At 63.4% G+C, this 16,384-nt stretch carries 13 protein-coding genes; 7 read left to right on the forward strand and 6 right to left on the reverse strand.

Annotation, left to right across the window (positions count from 1 at the left end; translation table 11 throughout):
* Positions 1-19 precede the first annotated feature (19 nt).
* Positions 20-1,237: a serine hydrolase domain-containing protein gene (locus tag AC1D0A_RS11695; protein ID WP_476945854.1), complete on the reverse strand. Its 1,218-nt coding sequence runs from the start codon at positions 1,235-1,237 to the stop codon at positions 20-22.
* A 1,273-nt stretch (positions 1,238-2,510) separates the two neighbouring features.
* Positions 2,511-2,801 (reverse strand): hypothetical protein, encoded by a 291-nt coding sequence (locus tag AC1D0A_RS11700; RefSeq protein ID WP_243178729.1) that lies wholly within the window; start codon positions 2,799-2,801, stop codon positions 2,511-2,513.
* A 1,758-nt stretch (positions 2,802-4,559) separates the two neighbouring features.
* Here AC1D0A_RS11700 and AC1D0A_RS11705 point away from each other — a divergent pair.
* The gene (locus AC1D0A_RS11705) at positions 4,560-5,639 is read left to right on the forward strand and encodes a TRAP transporter substrate-binding protein (RefSeq protein ID WP_476945855.1); all 1,080 of its coding nucleotides are present in this window, start codon (positions 4,560-4,562) and stop codon (positions 5,637-5,639) included.
* 553 nt (positions 5,640-6,192) lie between these two features.
* Here AC1D0A_RS11705 and AC1D0A_RS11710 read toward each other — a convergent pair.
* The 4 genes from AC1D0A_RS11710 to AC1D0A_RS11725 form a co-directional block, all read right to left on the reverse strand.
* Entirely contained in the window at positions 6,193-6,771 is a 579-nt protein-coding gene (locus AC1D0A_RS11710) for a GNAT family N-acetyltransferase (protein WP_476945856.1), read from the reverse strand.
* Between the two features lie 1,257 nt (positions 6,772-8,028).
* Positions 8,029-9,453 carry a dihydroorotase gene (locus AC1D0A_RS11715; protein WP_476945857.1) on the reverse strand — a complete coding sequence of 475 codons (1,425 nt, stop codon included), beginning with the start codon at positions 9,451-9,453 and terminating at the stop codon, positions 8,029-8,031.
* Positions 9,446-10,426 (reverse strand): acetamidase/formamidase family protein, encoded by a 981-nt coding sequence (locus AC1D0A_RS11720; RefSeq protein ID WP_476945858.1) that lies wholly within the window; start codon positions 10,424-10,426, stop codon positions 9,446-9,448. Before AC1D0A_RS11720 ends, AC1D0A_RS11715 begins: the two co-directional genes overlap by 8 nt.
* Positions 10,427-10,438: 12 nt before the next feature.
* Positions 10,439-11,413, reverse strand: a complete 975-nt coding sequence (locus AC1D0A_RS11725) for a branched-chain amino acid transaminase (RefSeq protein WP_476945859.1) — start codon at positions 11,411-11,413, stop codon at positions 10,439-10,441.
* 333 nt (positions 11,414-11,746) lie between these two features.
* Between AC1D0A_RS11725 and AC1D0A_RS11730 the strand changes: the two genes are divergently transcribed.
* Genes AC1D0A_RS11730 through AC1D0A_RS11755 form a run of 6 tightly spaced genes read left to right on the forward strand, consistent with a single transcriptional unit; the run spans position 11,747 to position 16,377 of the window.
* Positions 11,747-11,872, forward strand: coding sequence for a hypothetical protein (locus tag AC1D0A_RS11730; protein WP_476945860.1), 126 nt, complete (start codon positions 11,747-11,749; stop codon positions 11,870-11,872).
* Positions 11,869-12,756 (forward strand): ABC transporter permease, encoded by an 888-nt coding sequence (locus AC1D0A_RS11735; protein ID WP_476945861.1) that lies wholly within the window; start codon positions 11,869-11,871, stop codon positions 12,754-12,756. The genes AC1D0A_RS11730 and AC1D0A_RS11735 overlap by 4 nt, the downstream gene beginning before the upstream one ends.
* Positions 12,753-13,616 carry an ABC transporter ATP-binding protein gene (locus AC1D0A_RS11740; RefSeq protein WP_476945862.1) on the forward strand — a complete coding sequence of 288 codons (864 nt, stop codon included), beginning with the start codon at positions 12,753-12,755 and terminating at the stop codon, positions 13,614-13,616. Before AC1D0A_RS11735 ends, AC1D0A_RS11740 begins: the two co-directional genes overlap by 4 nt.
* A gap of 2 nt (positions 13,617-13,618) precedes the next feature.
* On the forward strand, positions 13,619-14,422 hold the full coding sequence (locus AC1D0A_RS11745; RefSeq protein WP_476945863.1) for an ATP-binding cassette domain-containing protein: 804 nt from the start codon (positions 13,619-13,621) through the stop codon (positions 14,420-14,422).
* A complete protein-coding gene (locus tag AC1D0A_RS11750) occupies positions 14,419-15,492 on the forward strand; it encodes an ABC transporter permease (protein WP_476945864.1) in 1,074 nt (357 codons plus the stop codon). The genes AC1D0A_RS11745 and AC1D0A_RS11750 overlap by 4 nt, the downstream gene beginning before the upstream one ends.
* Before the next feature lie 57 nt (positions 15,493-15,549).
* Positions 15,550-16,377 (forward strand): hypothetical protein, encoded by an 828-nt coding sequence (locus tag AC1D0A_RS11755; RefSeq protein ID WP_476945865.1) that lies wholly within the window; start codon positions 15,550-15,552, stop codon positions 16,375-16,377.
* Positions 16,378-16,384: the final 7 nt, after the last annotated feature.

Consider the following 16,384-nt stretch of genomic DNA (forward strand, 5'->3'; position numbering starts at 1 on the left):
GCCAGGCTCCCTATTCTGTTCACTGGCAGAGGCGGTCGAGGGTTTCCTGGGCGGCCTGTTCCATCTGCGTCTGGAGCAGGTCGATGCGGCGTGCGGATGCGGGGTCCTGCCAGGCCAGCGGCCGTAGTGCCATGGTCATCGTGATCTGGCTGCCGCCGTCGGCGCTCGTGATGGAAATACTCGTGTAGCCGAATATGTGCCCTGTATGGCCGTAGCGGACGTCGCCGGTACATGCGTCAGGATACCGCCCCAGACCGAGTCCGTAGTCCCAGAATTCGGTCTTCTTCTTCATTTCCTCAAGCATGGCGGGGGAGAGGAGCTGGCCGCGCAGGAGGGCCCGGTAGAAGGTGTTTATGTCCTGCGTGATGGAGATGACGCCGCCTGCGGGGGAGCCGACAACAGCCTCGGGCTGGGTGAGATCGACCCGTTCGCCGCCCTCAATGACGTAGGCGTGGATGTTGTCCGGAGCCTGGCGGTCCGGTTCGGCCAGCGACGTGTGCTGAAGTCCCAGGGGCGCGAAGATGTCTTGATTGAGCACGTCGGCGACGGGCCGTCCGCGCAGTTTTTCGATCAGCTGGCCGAGAGCCAGGTAGTTGGAGTTCGAGTAAGAAAAGCGGTCCACGTTCTTGGACTCCCAGGGGAGCGTGGCGGCCAGTTCGAGTCCTCGTTGCATGCTGATCCGCGTGTTCGCAACATGCTTCAGTGGTCCCGCCGCGTATTCCGAGTCGCCGAAATCGGGCATGCCGGAGTTATGGTTCAGCAACTGGCGGACGGTGATCGGTCCGGGTGGCCGCAGCGTGGTTCGGAAGCTCTCCAGGACACCGTTCACCGGGTCATCGAGCCCGATAAGTCCCTCGTCGACGAGTTTCAAGACGGAGACGGCGACCATCGATTTTGTAATGCTGCCAACGGATACCCTGTCCTGGGGCCGGGCCGGGTCCTTGCTGTCCAGGTTTCGCACCCCGTAGGCCTTGGACCATTCGCCGCCCGGCCATCTCATCTGCACTACCAAGGACGTCGCCCCGCCCTCCATGAAGTGCTGGATCCTGCGTTCCAGAGAATCCGTCGCGGCCTGGACCGCTTCCTGGGTCACTTCCTGGGTCGCGGCGACGCTCGACGGGGCCGGCCCGGGAGGGGCCCCCACGCAGCCGCTCACAGCGAGGACCAAGGCCGCGGAGAAAGCTGCGGCACCGAGCGGACATAAACGCGTCCGCCACCAAGCAGCCAGGGCACCCATGACATGGTTGTACGCTCAAACGTGTCCAGTGGATAGGCCGGGCCCGTAAAGTCCCTCCGCAGACAGCCCGCCGACTAGTGGAAAGAGCAATCTCCTCCCGCCTGGAGCAGCAGGGGAGTCTCGACGCCCGATGACCACGAAACTCAGCACCCAGCGCCGATCGCCGCTAAGGGTTCCACAAAAGGAACGGCGAACCGCCCATTCCAAGCTGTGATTTAACCGCCACTCCCAACGAACAGTCACAGACTTTGGGACAGGCGTTTGAGCTGTTACTTTGATGCGCTCCTGGGTCTCGATAAGGCGTCCTGCTTCGGTATGGCGGGGGAGTGGCTGATGGAGCCCGAGGCGGCGTTCGTTGGTTGTCGCCGTGGGTTGCCAGCTGCCGCGGTAGCAGGTTGGCTCCGTCCGGGCGAGCTCACCCGTGGGGGAGACAGGGCGGTAGATGGCCTGGCGGGTGATGCCGAGTTCGGTGCAGAGTTCGCTGACTTTGGTTTCGGGTTTGCCCATTGACGCCATCGCGAGGAGGAGCTTGGATGGGGTCATCTTGTACGGGCGGCCGCCGCGGGCCCGCGCGGAGGCCAGTCCTGTGATGGTTCGTTCTGAGATGAGTTCGCGTTCGAACTCGGCCACGCCCCGCGAAGATCCCGAAGACCAGCTTCCCGGAAGCGGTCGTGGTGTCGATGGCTGCTCCCTGGCCGGTGAGGACCTTCAGTCCGCGGCTCCCTGCCGTCATAACGGCCATCGCCCGCCCGGATGAGCGCCTCGCCGTCGATCACGCACCCGGGCGGGACGTGCTCCGCAAGGGCAGCAGCCAGGTCAGGGCGCCACAGGGTCAGGTCTTTGCCCTGACAGGGCACAGCGTCACGCCCGTCTCCGCGACCACTGCAGATACCCGAAAGCCGTCCCACTTGGGCTCGTACCAGGAGCCGCCGGGAAGCACGTCCGGGCCGGGACTCGGTTCACGGGTTTGGCCATGCTCAGGGAAGGCGCGCGAAGGTCAGCTGGCCGGAGCTGTGACATGGCGGGCGGGGGAGATCAGTAGGGGCTCGAGAAGACCGGGGCCTGGGCGGCGCCCCGAGTGTCAGTGTCGCGTACCGCTGTCGCCGTCACGGTGTCGGGGTCCGAGAAGACCACACGATGGGTTTGAGCGGTCGCGGTTTCGTCTGTCGCGTGAAAGGCCGGCGCTTCGGTGGTCGTCGTCATAGCCATCATTTGTACGGCATGACCGGCCGAAGGTGCCAGTCGACGCGCCTGTCCGCGTGCCGCTGAGCTTCTACGTCCGCGGCATGAGGGTGAAGAACGACTTCGGATCGTCGGAGCCGAGAAGGTCGCGGTGGAAGGAGATGGCATCGACCGGGAAGGAGTTCACGAACAGGACGGCCACTGACGCGGAATGCACGACGGTGTACCGGGTCACTGACTCGAGCCATGACATCAGTCCTGTGTAGTCCTCAACGAGGAGTCCATCGCCCAGGAGGCCGCGTTTCGCGAGTAACTCCTCGACTGCGTGCCACTCCCAATCCATGAGCTCATTGATCGCTGCTTCCACTGTTGGAGTGCTCATATCTCGATGGTGGCACCGGCTATCGACAATCAGAGGAACTTGCGCCGCGCGTGTCGTCATGCCGGCCGATCCATGCCTCAGCCCTGCTGCCTTTTGGTCCTTCGGCGGTCTTCCCGGGACGACCCGACGGGCCACTGGTGAGACCACATTGACTGCTGGGATGTCGTCCACACCGGCATCGTGCCGGCGGATTGCCCGCCTGTGGGATTCGATGCGGATCTCGGTGACCTTGGGGGACACGGGGAAAATCGCACTTTCGCTGCGCTGCGCAGTTCCTGGTTCTCCAGTTCGAGCTCCTTGAGCCACGCACACGCTGGGCGTCAATCCGCCTTCAGCACTCGGCAGCATGGGCCTTCGAACCGCCGGTCCGCGAGTAGCGCACGTTGCTGCGCTACGGGACCGCGCTCTCCCCGCAACAGGGAAATGACCCTAGACGTTCATCGCACCGAATCAGCCGGACACCGCAACACGGCAGGCCGGCGCAGATTGAAGTACACCAGCTATCATCAGCCACGAAAAGAGCTTGCGCTATACACAGCAACTCTCGAGACTTCATACCAGGCAGCTTCGGGCGGGACCGATAATCGAAGTCGAGGTAACCATGGATATGAAACCGGAAGTCGGCGAACCCGATGGGGGACTGTGGCAAGCCGAGTCACTGGAAGGCTTGGTGCGGCGGCTGCTGCCGGCAGCAGGACAACGTCCGAACCGGCCCTGGGTTGTAGCGGTAGATGGAAGGAGCGGGGCGGGCAAGACCACCCTGGTCGATCGTCTACTAGCTCGAGTGCCGGACTCAGATGTCGTTCACACGGACGATGTAGCGTGGCATCTCTCGTTTTTTGACTGGGCCGATGAACTCCGTGACGGTGTCCTCGAACCTCTGCTCCAAGGCGAGGCAGTCCATTACCGTCCGCCGGGTTGGGTGGCCCGAGAACGTCCAGGTGCCATAGCTCTACCCGCCGGGCGTTCCGTGGTGTGGGTGGAAGGGAGCGGATCATCACGCCAAGCTCTCTCCGACCTAGTCGACGCTTCAATCTGGGTGCAGTGCGACAACTTTGAAGCCCGACGTCGCCTCCTGGAACGAGATGGCCAGGAAGAAGAAGACCTGCACAGGGAGTGGGAAGAACAAGAAATTCCCTTCCTACTTGAAGACCGGCCGTGGGAGCGCGCTACAGTGATCGTGGCCGGAAGGCCGGCCCTAGAGTACGATCCGAATACCCAAGTAGTAACCGCTCAGCCGGCACCACCATGCGAGGAGATCACCTAACCCACGGATTTGCCATCTCCGCCCGCCACTGTGGGTGGCGGGGTCAGGCGCCTTTACTGTAGGTCCTCCGCGTGCTGGGATGTGGGGTCATTCGAGCCTCCTTTCTGGCCTGTCCCAGTGGCCTTGGTTGGTCTTGCGCCTCTTCCTGCCGTGGGGCTGGTGTTGGCATGACCCGCGGGGGTTTGGTGAAGATTTTTCCCCGGATTCCTTGTGTACTGGGACCTGGGGCGAGGCTGGTGGCGCATTGTCTGGCCATACGTGATGTGTAGATAGTCCACACCGTTAAACGGGCCCCGAACTGTCCTCGGTTGGGCCAGCACAGCGGAAGATTCGCTGCGCAACAGGACGGCGGTCCGGCGTTGCCGTCCGCTATTGCTTCGCTGCGGCGTTGGGCGTAGCTTCCGGACACGCACGTTTCCAGCTGCGCTGCGTCACCAGTCTCCCGTCCCAACGTCTGCATCACTGATTCATCGTCCGGAAGGCGCGTGGTTATGAAAAATCCGTTCAACTTCATGACTTCTGTAGGGTTCGGATTAGCAGCACTTCTGACCACAGCGGGATGCAGCGCAACGACGGCCAGCCCGCCGCCGGCGGCAGAACAGACCAAGACCCTGCGGATAGCGACCGATGATGAGCCCGGCCGCCCGGCCGCCGCTCAGATTGAGGAATTCGCCCGCAACGTGAAGGAACACTCCGGGGGCAAGGTCCTGATCGAACCGGTGTGGAAGGCCGTGGGTGAGGACAAGGACGACCCGGATCAAGCAGTGGCGCGCGCAGTGGTGAGCGGCGATTTCGATATGGGGCTGGTTCCGGCCCGGGCCTGGGACACCGAAGGGGTGAGTTCCTTTGCGGCACTTCATGCGCCATTCCTCGTGACATCCAATGCACTGATGGCGAAGGTGTCGGACCCGGCAGTCGCGGACGAAATGCTTGCAGAGCTGGACAAGGTCGGTGTGTCCGGTCTTGCCCTGTTCCCAGAAGGCACGCGAATGCTCTTCTCCTTCTTCGGACCCGTACTGACGCCGGCTGATCTTGCAGGAAAAACAGTACGGGCTCCCCGGTCCGATACGACCTACGATCTGCTGAGCACGATGGGTGCCACTCCGGACGATCTGGTCGGCGAACAGTTCTATGACGGTATGGCCGCGGGAACGGTGGTGGCGGCGGAATCGTCGTTCGCGTTGGCCGGGTCGCTCCCGAAGGCCACGACCGCGACCGGCAACATGGTCCTCTACTCCAAGTTGAACTCCCTGGTCATCAACACGAGGTCGTTTCAAGCCTTGAGCGAGGGTCAGCGGGGGGCCCTGAAAGACGCGGCGGCAGCCACCCGCACGTGGGCCGTGGAAACAATGACCGAGACGGCGGACGATGCGGCGAAATTCTGCAAGGACGGCGGAACCGTGGTCGTAGCGACGGCGGCCGAGGTTGCCGCCTTCAAAGCTGCCGGTGCCCCTGTCTACACGAAACTCGAGGCGGACCCGGATACCAAAGCCCGCATAGCCAAGATAAAGGATCTGGCCGCGGCCGAACCTGCGCCCCGATCCATTGCCGCGTGCAGCGCCGGCGGCTAGCGGCGGCCACTTGGTCCGGAGTCGAAGGGTCTGGATTCTTGGACGTCGAGAGATAGGTTCCGGTCACTTACTGACCCCTGGCCGGACACAACAAGATCGCCCCGGAAGCCAAATTTCGACGTGTTCGCGTCTCGTGCAGCGTACGAACGACCGTGGTTGGACGAAGGCACGAAGGCCGGCCAAGCGACCGCGTAAGCCAGGGCAGACTCGGCGGCCGCCCGCCGGCCATGACCCCCATGAACGCTCGAGACGGCCCGAGGTCCCCGGAGACGCGCAAGGATGAGATCCGGGTCGGGCAAACTCTCGAGGTTCAGGAGTCCCCATCCTCTTCCGCAGCGCCGTCCCTTCGGTTCCATGCGGCGAAAAGAGCTGGCCGGCCCCAAAAGACGGTCGATTCAACCTGGGCGATGGGAAGGGGGAGGGTGCTTTCGGTCTCAGTCCGGCCCTCGCCGCTGTGATGTTCGCGCTGGCACGGCTTCGGTTGTATCCCCTTAGAGTCGTTCGCGGACCTCGCTGCGGTGTCTTTACGTCCGGTCGACTGATACCGGAGGGGTCACCGGGGATGAAGGCGGGAATCGTCGGTCTCCCATTCATCTCGGGTGATCGCGTACTCGACGTCGCCGTGTTCGTCGCCCGGAACGGACACCGGCCAGTCGGCGACGAAGGCCCGCACGAGGCGCATCCCGGATTTCTCCATCACCCTTCGGGAGGCCGTGTTGACTGCCATGGTCGAGGCTACAACCCGTTGCACCCCGAACTCGGTGAACCCCTTGGCGATCAGCGCCCGCGATCCCTCCGTCGCGTGCCCCTTTCCCCAGGCCGCGTGGCGCAACCGGTAGCCCAGTTCCGGCTGATCTTGTGGATCGTCGGGGCCTGGCCGGAAGTGGAACCAGCCGAGGAATTCCCCGGTCGTCTTCTCGATCGCGGCCCAGAACCCGTAGCCGGGAAAGCGCTGGTAGTAGTCGAGGAATGCCGGGAGGAAGTCGCCTTCTATCTCGTCCCGGGGGGTGGGGATACCGCCAGTGATGTACCGCATCACGCGCGGATCGCTGTCCAGTTCCACGAGTATCTCCCCATCGTCGGGGGTGAACTGCCGGAGCAGAAGTCGTTCAGTCTCCAGGAAGGTGAGCATGCAGACATTCTCGCACCGGGGGGAAACCCGTCACACCGATCGGGGAGGACGGATTATCATCGCTGGACGAGCGTACTGGCCATTGGGATTGGTCCCAGGCATATGTGGCCCTTTGGTTGGGGGCGCCGAAGTGGGCAAAAGGAGGGTGTGCACAATGTGCACACCCTGGGCTTCGGACCGGGTCGTATGTGGGTCGGACCGGGCCGGATTCCGTATGTTTCCGCGGGAGTCCAGTGTTTGCGGGGGAGGGAATGCAGTTCGAGTCCCACCTCGGGCACAGCATTCCCCCTCGTCAGAGGGGGTTTTTGCTTTAACGTGTGTACATTGCCCTGGTTGGGTCCCTCTGACGCTGGTCGCGGTGCTGGTGCTGGTGCTGGTGCTGGTGCCTGGCCGCCGCGGTGGCCTGTTCGGTTGTCTGGGTGGCGGGTTCAGGTGCCCTGGCTGGTGGGCCCTCCGCCTGCTGGGATGTGGGGTCTCCGGGTCTCCTGTCTGGCTTGGCCTGGTGGGCGTGGTTGGTCTGGTACCTATTCATGCCATGGGGTTGTGGTGATGACATGACCTACCTGGAATTCCTTCCATTGGCCCCGATTCGCTGCTTCTTGGGGACCTGGGGGAAAACTTGGGGACCTGGGGGAAAATCGGTCGGCTGTTTGTCCGGCCAAAGGCGGTGTGTGAAGTGTCCACACCCGTGTCGTGTCAAGCTGCCGTTGCTGGTGGGTAGCTCCTTCCATTCCGATTTCTGCTGACACCAGTTCATGCACCCACGAGTCCGGTGTGACATGACTTTTGGGTTGGTTCTTGCATCTTCCTTGCGGGTCATGGCCAGATCGTCTGTCCCAAGCACTGACGGGACGCCCGGGCCGTATTGCGTGGACTGTTCCAGGTGTGTGCGGCAGGGGGGTGCGTGGGACCCGGGTCTTCTTGCGGCGCCGTTCCTGCTGGGTAGTCAGTCATACCCGTCCATAACCGGAGGCACGGTTTTCGACATGGCCGCCTGAATGCCAGCAGGGGTGGTCGTCTCGGGGCCGTCCGCAGAATAGTGCCTGCGAAGTACGAGGAATCCGGCCAAGCCGCGGCAGTAACTACCCTGGGACATCAGCCGGACACTGGGAGCATTCTCCCCGCAGGGCTGCTGAGTTCCGCTATAGCTCTCGGAAGTCCTCTGGCGCCCCGCCACGCGGGCTCTTAGGCAGCAGACCGAGAAGCTGCGTGGCGTGACAGCGGAAGCGCTGTGTGCGGAAAGGGAATCCAGTCCGGTCAGCATGCCGGCCGGTTGAGGACATCGCTGGACACGTTCTGCTTGAGCAGCGATCCACCAGGGCCCTTCAGCAACTTCCGGTCCTCCACCATGACGGTCCCGCGCAGTACTGTCATGCTCGGCCAGGCCGCCACCCGGTAGCCCTCCCACGGCGTGTAGTCCGCCTCGTGAAGGTCCGAGGCCGTGATCCGGCGATCCACGTTGGTGTCCAGCACGGCCAGGTCGGCGTCGCTGCCAACGGCGATCACACCCTTCTGCGGGTACAGGCCCAGGATCTTCGCGGCATTGGCAGAGGTGACGTCCACAAAGCGCGTCAGGTCCAGGCCCCGCTTCGCGACGCCTTCGGTGTACGCCACCGCCATGCGCATCTCAACGCCGGCATGGCCACCGGTCGCGTCGAGGATGGTCTTGCCGCGCGTCTTCACATCCAGGTCGGTGCACACGCCGTCGGTGGCCAAGGTGCTCAGCGAGCCGTCCAGCAACGATTCCCACATCGAATCCCTGTCCGTCTCAGACTTCAACGACGGGTAGGTGTGGTAAATCGCGCCGTTCTCCTCCTTGTAGTCCTCGGCAGTGAAGTATGCGTAGTGGGGAAGGATCTCTCCGTAAACCGCCTGGCCACGGCCGCGTGCCTCGCGGATGGCGTCCACGCCCTCGCGCGCGCTGACGTGCATCAGGTAGATGGGCGCCCCCACATGGTGGGCGAGGGTGATCGCCCGCTGGAACGAGAGCTTTTCGGACAGGTTGTTGTGGGCGTGGTGCATGTACTCGAGGCCGGTCGTGCCCTGGTGCTGGAGCTTCCTGTACGAATACATGACAATGTCGTCGTCCTCGGCGTGCACAGCCAGCATCGCGCCGGCGGCGGCCGTCTGCTCCATCAGCCCCCACATGTTGCCCAGGTCCGTCTTCTGCTTGGGCCTCGTCGGCGTCGTATTCGTCATCCAAACCTTGTAGCTGCCATGCCCGCTGGCCACCGCGTCCGGGACTTGCTCCAGCACCTCGAAAGGGATTTCCGGTTCCTTGAACGTCCCGTGCAGAGCGTAATCCGTGTATGTGGAGCCGGCCCACTCGGCCGACTTCCGCGCGAACGACTCAGAAAGTTCGTCGCCCGGCTTCCAGTGCGCGAAGTCCACCAGTGTGGTGGTGCCGCCGTAAATGGCGCCCTCGCTCACACGGTCGGGCCCGAAGCACATGATGCCGCTTTCCGCCGCTGTCGGAAGCACCGAGTTAGTGTGCACGTGCGGATCGACGCCGCCTGGCACCACCAGCTGCCCTTTCAGGTCCATCACGCGCCGGGCGTCGTCAGGTGTGCCCGCGCCTGACGCACGGAGCGACACGATCTTGCCCCCCGCAATGCCGATGTCCAGGCGTTCGGCACCGGAGGGCGTGACGACCAATCCATTGGTCAGGAGGAGATCAAACATCGGAGACCTGCGCATTCTTAGTGTCGGGAGAATTAAGGGTGAAAGGTTCGGCGCTGAAATAGCGCGAGGCCAAGGTGACTTTGGCCGAGACACGGGCGTTGACCAGTTGCGAGACGGACACGTCCGCGGCCGCGCTGAGCAGCATCGCGGTCTTCTCCCGCGCCCATTGCCGGTCTGTTTGAAGCAGTTCCAGCATGTCGTCCAAGGCGAGTCTCGCCGCCTCGTCCAGGGTGTCGCCGTCGCCAATGGTGATGACGGAACCGCCGCTGAGGACCACCGGCCGCCGGATCCCGCCATCAGCGTTCGGAACCGCAGTCTTGGGAACGACCGTGCAGGAGAGCCGCACACTGCCTTCAACCTCGACGGCGGTCAGCGAGCACTCGCCGTCGCCCTGTGCCGCGTGCAGATCCCCGGCGTACAGCATCGCTTCGGGCACCTGGACAGGAAGAACGACGGCGGAGCCCGCCGTCACGTCCTTGCAGTCCATGTTGCCGCCGTGGATTCCTACGGTGCTGGAATTCGGGCCTGCGCCGACGGGCGCCACCCCCAGCTTTCCCACCATTGGCTGGACGGGGATGGTGATGCTGCCGTCGAACACCACTTGGCCGTCCACGATCTCCAGCACGTGGCCTGCCCGTCCGAGGCCCCCGGTGAAGCCGCCCCGGCCGGGCATGGTGACCATCGCACCGCGGTTGGCGATCCTGATCTCGTGAATGTCCACGCGCAGCGCGTCGCCGGGATGTACCCCGCGGATGGCAACCGGTCCTGTGACCGGAATGGACAGCTTCTCGTACTCGCCGGTCCCTTCGAAGAGGCTTCCAGTAAGCAGGCTCCGCGCCTCCAGCCAGAAATGCTCGCCCTGGTTGACGGTGAGGACCGGCTCGGCGCTCGCTTCGAAGGACAGCGATGCGTCTTGGTAGCCGGCGCGCGCCAACTCCCGGCCCGGAACTTGCAGCGCCTGGGATTCTTGCATGGGTGTCTCCTCTCAGGACGGGTAAACGGGCGTGGCCCAGTTCTGGTCCGCGGCTACACGTCCGAGGACGGCCTGCCGGTACAAATCCTGGAGGCTGCGGGTGATGTCGCCGGCTGATCCCTTGCCGATGGTGGTGCGGTCCACGGACGCGACGTGGTTGACCTCTGCCGCGCTGCCGCAGACAAAGACCTCGTCCGCCGAATACAGCTCGGTGCGGTCGATGGGGCGGATGTCGACGTCGATGCCCAACTCCGTGCGGGCGAGGTGCAGGACGGTGTCCCGGGTAATTCCCTCGAGAATGCTGTCTGTCATTGGGGGAGTGCACAGCCTTCCCTGGCGGACCATGAACACGTTGTAGCCGGCGCCTTCGGCAACGTGTCCGTTCTCCGTGAGCAGCAGCGCAGCGTTGTAACCGTTGCGCTTGGCTTCCAGCAGCGCGAGCCGGCCGTTCTGGTAATTGGCAATCGACTTCACCCGGGGCGGCATGGACCGGTCCGAGAGGCGGGCCCAGCTGCTGATCTGCACATTCAAGCCCGTGGAACCGAAGTAGTTACCCATGGGAATGGCCGCCATGAATACGGTGGAGGGTCCGGTGTCCTCCGGCTTGCCATCCTTGGAATCGACAAACACCTGGGCCCGCATATGCAGATTGCCACGCAGATCGTTGGCCCGGATAAGCCCCAGCAGCTGATCGCCGAGTTCGCCGATGTCCTGCGGGCCGTCAATCTCCACCACCCTCATGGAATCGATCAGGCGCTTCATGTGGTCGGCCACCCTGAACGCGTACAGCTGCTGCTCGTCCTCGCTCCAGTACGCGCGGAACCCCTCAAAGACTCCGACGCCGTACTTCAGCGAGGTGCTCAGCACATGGAGCCGGGCGTCGGCGTAGTCCACCAGCTCGCCATCGTGGAGCAGGTATTTCACCGGTTGTCTCTGTGCGGGCTGCTGGGTGGCTACTGAGGCTGCTGCTTCTTGGAAGTTGGGCATCGTGGGTTCCGTTTCTCATCTGTTCCGTGGGTGCTGGCGGCGTCGACAGCACCCCAGCTTCATCACGATCGGTACTTGCTCACTATATTGAAGACACTTGAGTGCTGTGTCAATGGCCTGTTTATGGCTGGCCGGGTCATGTGGAGACCATCGAGGGTCTCCTTGACAGGACTATGGAAGACCCGGCAGGAGCACAGTCACTTCCGGTTGGATCCCTGTTTTCCCAGAAAAAGAGTGCAATTCGTCACACTTGACGCTACAGTCCATTTCAATAAAGTGATGAGACTTTGATATGAGCCAGTTGCCGATCAAGGCCCGAGCAGGGAGCTGAACATGCCACAACCACAGGTCCTGAAGCAGGACGATCTTCAATACATTGCGAGTGGACTCATTGCGAGCTTTGGCGTCCACCTCGACCCCGTCTCCATTGCCGGCCGGCTCCACGCGGAGGCCTCATGAGTATCCAAGGTCTTCCGCGCACCTCACCCGGGCTCCGGGCGGTGGCGTGGGCCCGCCGCGGCCAGACCCTCCTGGTCAACCGTTCCAGTCCGATCATGGCTGCCATTGCGATGGTCATCATTGTCGGCCTGCCCCTTATGGCGTTGGTGGCCCCGCTGCCGCACGACCCCATGCGACCGGACACCGATGCGATCGGCATCGCGCCCAACGGGACGCACTGGTTCGGCACCGACGGAAACGGGATGGATATCTTCTCGCGGACCATCGAGGCCGCAAAGCTGGACCTGCCCGTCGCTCTCGCCGCCACAGCACTGTCGCTGCTGGTGGGCGTCCCTCTGGGGCTGTTTGCCACGAGCGGCAGGCTGGGCGAGGCCATCATGCGCGTCATTGACGCCTTCGCCGCACTGCCGATCATCGTGATCGCTGTCGTCTCCATCAAGCTCATGGGCGGCGGGGCAACGGACGTGGTCCTCGCGATCGCTATTGTTGCGGCGCCACGGTTCGTGCGCCTTTCCCGGGCGGCGGCCATGGCCCTTCGCTCGGCGCGCTACGTGGAGGCCGCGGCGGCGATCGGTTGCTCGCCGGTCCGCATCGCGTTTAACCACATTTTCCGCAACGCGTATGGCGTGGTCCTGGTGCAGGCAACACTGACGGCGGCCAACGCGCTGGGAACCATTGCCGCGCTGAACTTCCTCGGCGTGGGCGTGAAGCCGCCGACACCGACGTGGGGAGCCATGATCAACGACGGCGTCACCATGCTGATCCGGGGCGAATGGTGGGCGGCAGCATTCCCCACAGCCGCCATGCTCCTGGCCATCGGCTCACTCAATGTGATTGCCGGAGCAATCGAAACCAAGATCGAGCGAGTGGAGCGGGCACGATGACGACAGGACTTCATGTGCGGGACCTGGTGACGGAGTTCCACTCCCGGGATGGCGTCACGCGCGTCCTCCATGGGATCTCTTTCGACGTCGGCGCCAACGAAATCGTGGGCGTCGTGGGCGAATCGGGATCGGGCAAGTCCACTGTGGTGCGGTCAGTGGTCAAGCTGCTGATGCCGCCGGGGCGCGTCATGGAGGGCAGTGCCGAGTTCCACGGCCGGGATCTGATCCGCCTACCGGAACGGGAGATCCGCCATATCCGGGGCAAGGAAATCGGCTTCGTGGCGCAGAACCCTTTTAGTGCATTGAACCCGGTGGTGCGCATCGAAAAGCAGTTCGCGAACATCGCCAAGGCGCATGGGCTCAAAACTGTCGCCGAATCGCGCGGCCGGGCCCTCGGACTGCTGGCCTCCTCCGGGGTCAACGATCCGGAACGCGTCATTCGCGGCTACGCGCACGAGCTCAGCGGCGGCATGGCCCAGCGCGTGGTCATCGCCATGGCCTTGTACCTCAACCCCCGCTTGGTCATCGCGGATGAACCGACGACGGCGCTCGACCTCACCGTGCAGCGGCAGGTGTTGGACACCCTCGCCCGGCTGACGAAGGAGAGCAGCCGGTCGATGCTGATCGTCACCCATGACCTTGGGGTGGTGGCCAATTACTGCGACCGCGTCCTGGTGATGCACCGCGGCCGCATCGTTGAACAGGGTCCGGTGTCCGATGTGTTCGTCCGGCCCCAGGATCCCTACACCGTCTCTCTGCTCAATTCCGTAGTCCAGCCGAAGGCTATCTCAGTCAGCGCGGCGCGCCTCCCCGTTGGCTCAACCTTTCCCACCGAACTCTCCGAATCCAGGAGCATCTGACTATGCCCATCATTGAATTGAAGGACGTCCGGAAGACGTTCCGAAGTCCGCAGGGACTGCCCGTGGCAGCAGTAGACGGTATTTCTCTTTCCGTCGAACGCGGTGAGACCTTGGGGATCATCGGCGAAAGCGGCTCCGGCAAATCAACCCTTGGCCGCCTCATCCTCAGGCTCAGCGAGGCTGATTCCGGCATGATCCTCCTCGAAGGCGAGGATATCCGTGCGTTGTCGAAGGCGCAGCTGCGGAACCGGCGAAGGCGCTGGCAGATTGTCTTCCAGGAGCCGTTCGCATCCTTGAATCCGCGCCTGACCATCCGTCAGATTGTCGAGGAACCCCTGATTGTCGCGAAGACGTACGGATCCCGGGCCGAGCGCCTGCGACGGGTCGCGGACACGCTGGAAGAGGTGGGGCTCTCGCAGGAATTCCTGAACCGCCGCCCCGCCAACCTCAGCGGAGGGCAGCAGCAGAGGGTGGGCATCGCCAGGTGCCTCGTCACGGATCCCACCTTGGTGGTCCTGGACGAGCCGACGTCGTCGCTGGACCTTACTATCAGGGCGTCCATCCTTCGGATGCTCGCGAAGCTGCAGCTCGCGAGGGGGCTGACCTACGTTTTCGTCTCGCACGACATTGAGACGGTCCGGCACTTCTGTTCCCGCGTAGCCGTGATGCACCGGGGACGGTTCGTTGAAACAGGCACCACCGACGATGTTCTCTCCAATCCGCAGCAGCCCTATACGCAGGCCCTTATGTCCGCGGCAATGCCTCCCATCCCATACGCCCCTGAAGAAAAGGCGGCCATGGCATGATCCGCTACGTCCTGTCCCGCCTCATCATTGCCTTCGTGCTCCTCCTGGGCCTCATTACCCTGAGCTTTGGCCTGGTCTCCCTGCTTCCCGGAAACCCGGCAGTCGCACTGCTTGGCGAATATGCCACTCCGGCAGATGTCGCCCGGATTAATTCCCAGCTGGGCTTGGACAAGCCGTTCTGGGAACGCTATCTGGAGTACATGGGCCGCACATTGAGCGGGGATCTGGGAAATTCTTTCTTCACGGGAAGCCCGGTTGCGGGGGAGATCTGGATCCGTCTGCCCAATACCCTGGTCTACTTGGTTCCTGGCCTCGTGTTGGCGCTGCTCATCGGCATGGGAATGGGCACTCTGGCGGCCTACCGCTATGGGCGGGGAGCAGACAAGGCCTTCACCGCCGGCGTCTCGGTCCTGATGGCCATGCCGGAGTTTGTCCTGGCACTCCTCCTGCTGTTCATCTTCTACCAGCAGCTCCATCTGGCGCCTGCCCCATTGGGCATGCTGTCGAGCGCCGATATTCCGCCACCCAGGGTGACGGGATCCGTTGCAATCGACGCGGTGATCGCCGGGCAGTGGGGAACGGTGCAATCCATCCTCAGCAGGGCCGTCCTGCCCATCATCACCATGGGCCTGTTCTTCGCGGCTCCGTTCGGAAAGACCGTGCGGACTGGCCTCCTCCAGGTCCTGAATTCGCCCCAGATCGAATTCGCCAGGGCCTGCGGACTGAGGCCGTTGCAGGTGTTCCGCTATGCGCTGAGTGACGTACGCGGGGCGTTGATGACGTACATGGTCCTCTTGTTTGCCGCAGCACTCAGTGGCGCGGCCATCGTCGAAAGCGTCTTCTCCTGGCCCGGCGTCGGCGGCTGGTCTCTGGATGGTGTCCTCAAGGGCGACGTCCCTGTCATCCAGGGGTTCGTCCTCATCATGGGTGCTACGAGCCTTCTGGGCTATGTGCTGCTGGACGCCCTCATCACGCTCTTGGATCCCCGCACGCGCAACAACGTCATCCGTGGTGTGAAGAGCCCGTCGAAGGTGCGCCCCGCGGCGGAACCGGCCGTACAGCAGGGGTAAGAACCCGCGCCGCAAGAAAATCCTTGACAACCGCTCAATATTCAATAGATTGAAGTTATGTTCACTACATTGCATTCAGACAAGTTGACGGTCCTTGGCGGAAGCATTCCGCTCGACGGCCGAGTGAGCTGGGTTCCGCAGGGTGCAACAGGATTCCAGCCGTCCAACGCTTACCTCCTGACCGAAGGCTCATCCAGGCTCCTGATCGATTCCGGATTGGCCATCCACGGCAACCAGATCCTTGACGACCTGGCAGGGCTCATCGGCGAAGGCGGGGGAGTGTCCATCTTCTTCACCCGGAGTGAGATGGACTGTGTTTCCAACCTTGAGCCGATCGCCGGCACGTTCGACATCGAGCGGCTCTTCACCGGAGGGGTCATCAATCCCTTCGATGCCTTCGACGACGTGAGCCGTCTGGCGTTGCGGGGACGTCGCCACCAGATCGACGCCCAGCGCACCGAAGAGGGTGACTCCATGGCACGGACGGCCGAGATCGCGATAGCTCCCGGCCGCGTGCTGGAAGTCGAATCGCCCCTACTGCGCCTCCTGCCCACCTTCTGGGGCTGGGACAAGGAAACCGGCACTCTCTTCACCTCGGACACCTTCACCCATGGCGTCATGGACCGGCCGGACGGTCAGCGGATCATCGACTCCACGGTCGAGGACACCACCACGGTGGAACAGGTGGCCAGCCACCTGTATGCGAAATATGAATGGATCCCGCGCTCCACCTGCGAGCCCCTGAGGGAATGGCTCCAGGACAAGTTCGACACCCTTGACCCCGAGGTCATCGCCCCGTCCCGCGGCTGCGTTCTGAAGGGACGCGATGTGGTCCGGCGCCACCTCGATTTCATGCTCGACGCGCTCACCCCGCAGCTGGTTTAGGAGACCA

This window comes from Arthrobacter sp. P1_D4 (assembly GCF_056406115.1).

Bases quoted from the DNA above. Each gene is read 5' to 3' on its own strand.
- AC1D0A_RS11705 (WP_476945855.1), top strand. From the start codon at position 4,560: ATGAAAAATCCGTTCAACTTCATGACTTCTGTAGGGTTCGGATTAGCA.
- AC1D0A_RS11715 (WP_476945857.1), bottom strand. From the start codon at position 9,453: ATGTTTGATCTCCTCCTGACCAATGGATTGGTCGTCACGCCCTCCGGT.
- AC1D0A_RS11750 (WP_476945864.1), top strand. From the start codon at position 14,419: ATGATCCGCTACGTCCTGTCCCGCCTCATCATTGCCTTCGTGCTCCTC.
- AC1D0A_RS11695 (WP_476945854.1), bottom strand. From the start codon at position 1,237: ATGGGTGCCCTGGCTGCTTGGTGGCGGACGCGTTTATGTCCGCTCGGT.
- AC1D0A_RS11700 (WP_243178729.1), bottom strand. From the start codon at position 2,801: ATGAGCACTCCAACAGTGGAAGCAGCGATCAATGAGCTCATGGATTGG.
- AC1D0A_RS11755 (WP_476945865.1), top strand. From the start codon at position 15,550: ATGTTCACTACATTGCATTCAGACAAGTTGACGGTCCTTGGCGGAAGC.
- AC1D0A_RS11720 (WP_476945858.1), bottom strand. From the start codon at position 10,426: ATGCAAGAATCCCAGGCGCTGCAAGTTCCGGGCCGGGAGTTGGCGCGC.
- AC1D0A_RS11740 (WP_476945862.1), top strand. From the start codon at position 12,753: ATGACGACAGGACTTCATGTGCGGGACCTGGTGACGGAGTTCCACTCC.
- AC1D0A_RS11745 (WP_476945863.1), top strand. From the start codon at position 13,619: ATGCCCATCATTGAATTGAAGGACGTCCGGAAGACGTTCCGAAGTCCG.
- AC1D0A_RS11710 (WP_476945856.1), bottom strand. From the start codon at position 6,771: ATGCTCACCTTCCTGGAGACTGAACGACTTCTGCTCCGGCAGTTCACC.
- AC1D0A_RS11725 (WP_476945859.1), bottom strand. From the start codon at position 11,413: ATGCCCAACTTCCAAGAAGCAGCAGCCTCAGTAGCCACCCAGCAGCCC.
- AC1D0A_RS11735 (WP_476945861.1), top strand. From the start codon at position 11,869: ATGAGTATCCAAGGTCTTCCGCGCACCTCACCCGGGCTCCGGGCGGTG.
- AC1D0A_RS11730 (WP_476945860.1), top strand. From the start codon at position 11,747: ATGCCACAACCACAGGTCCTGAAGCAGGACGATCTTCAATACATTGCG.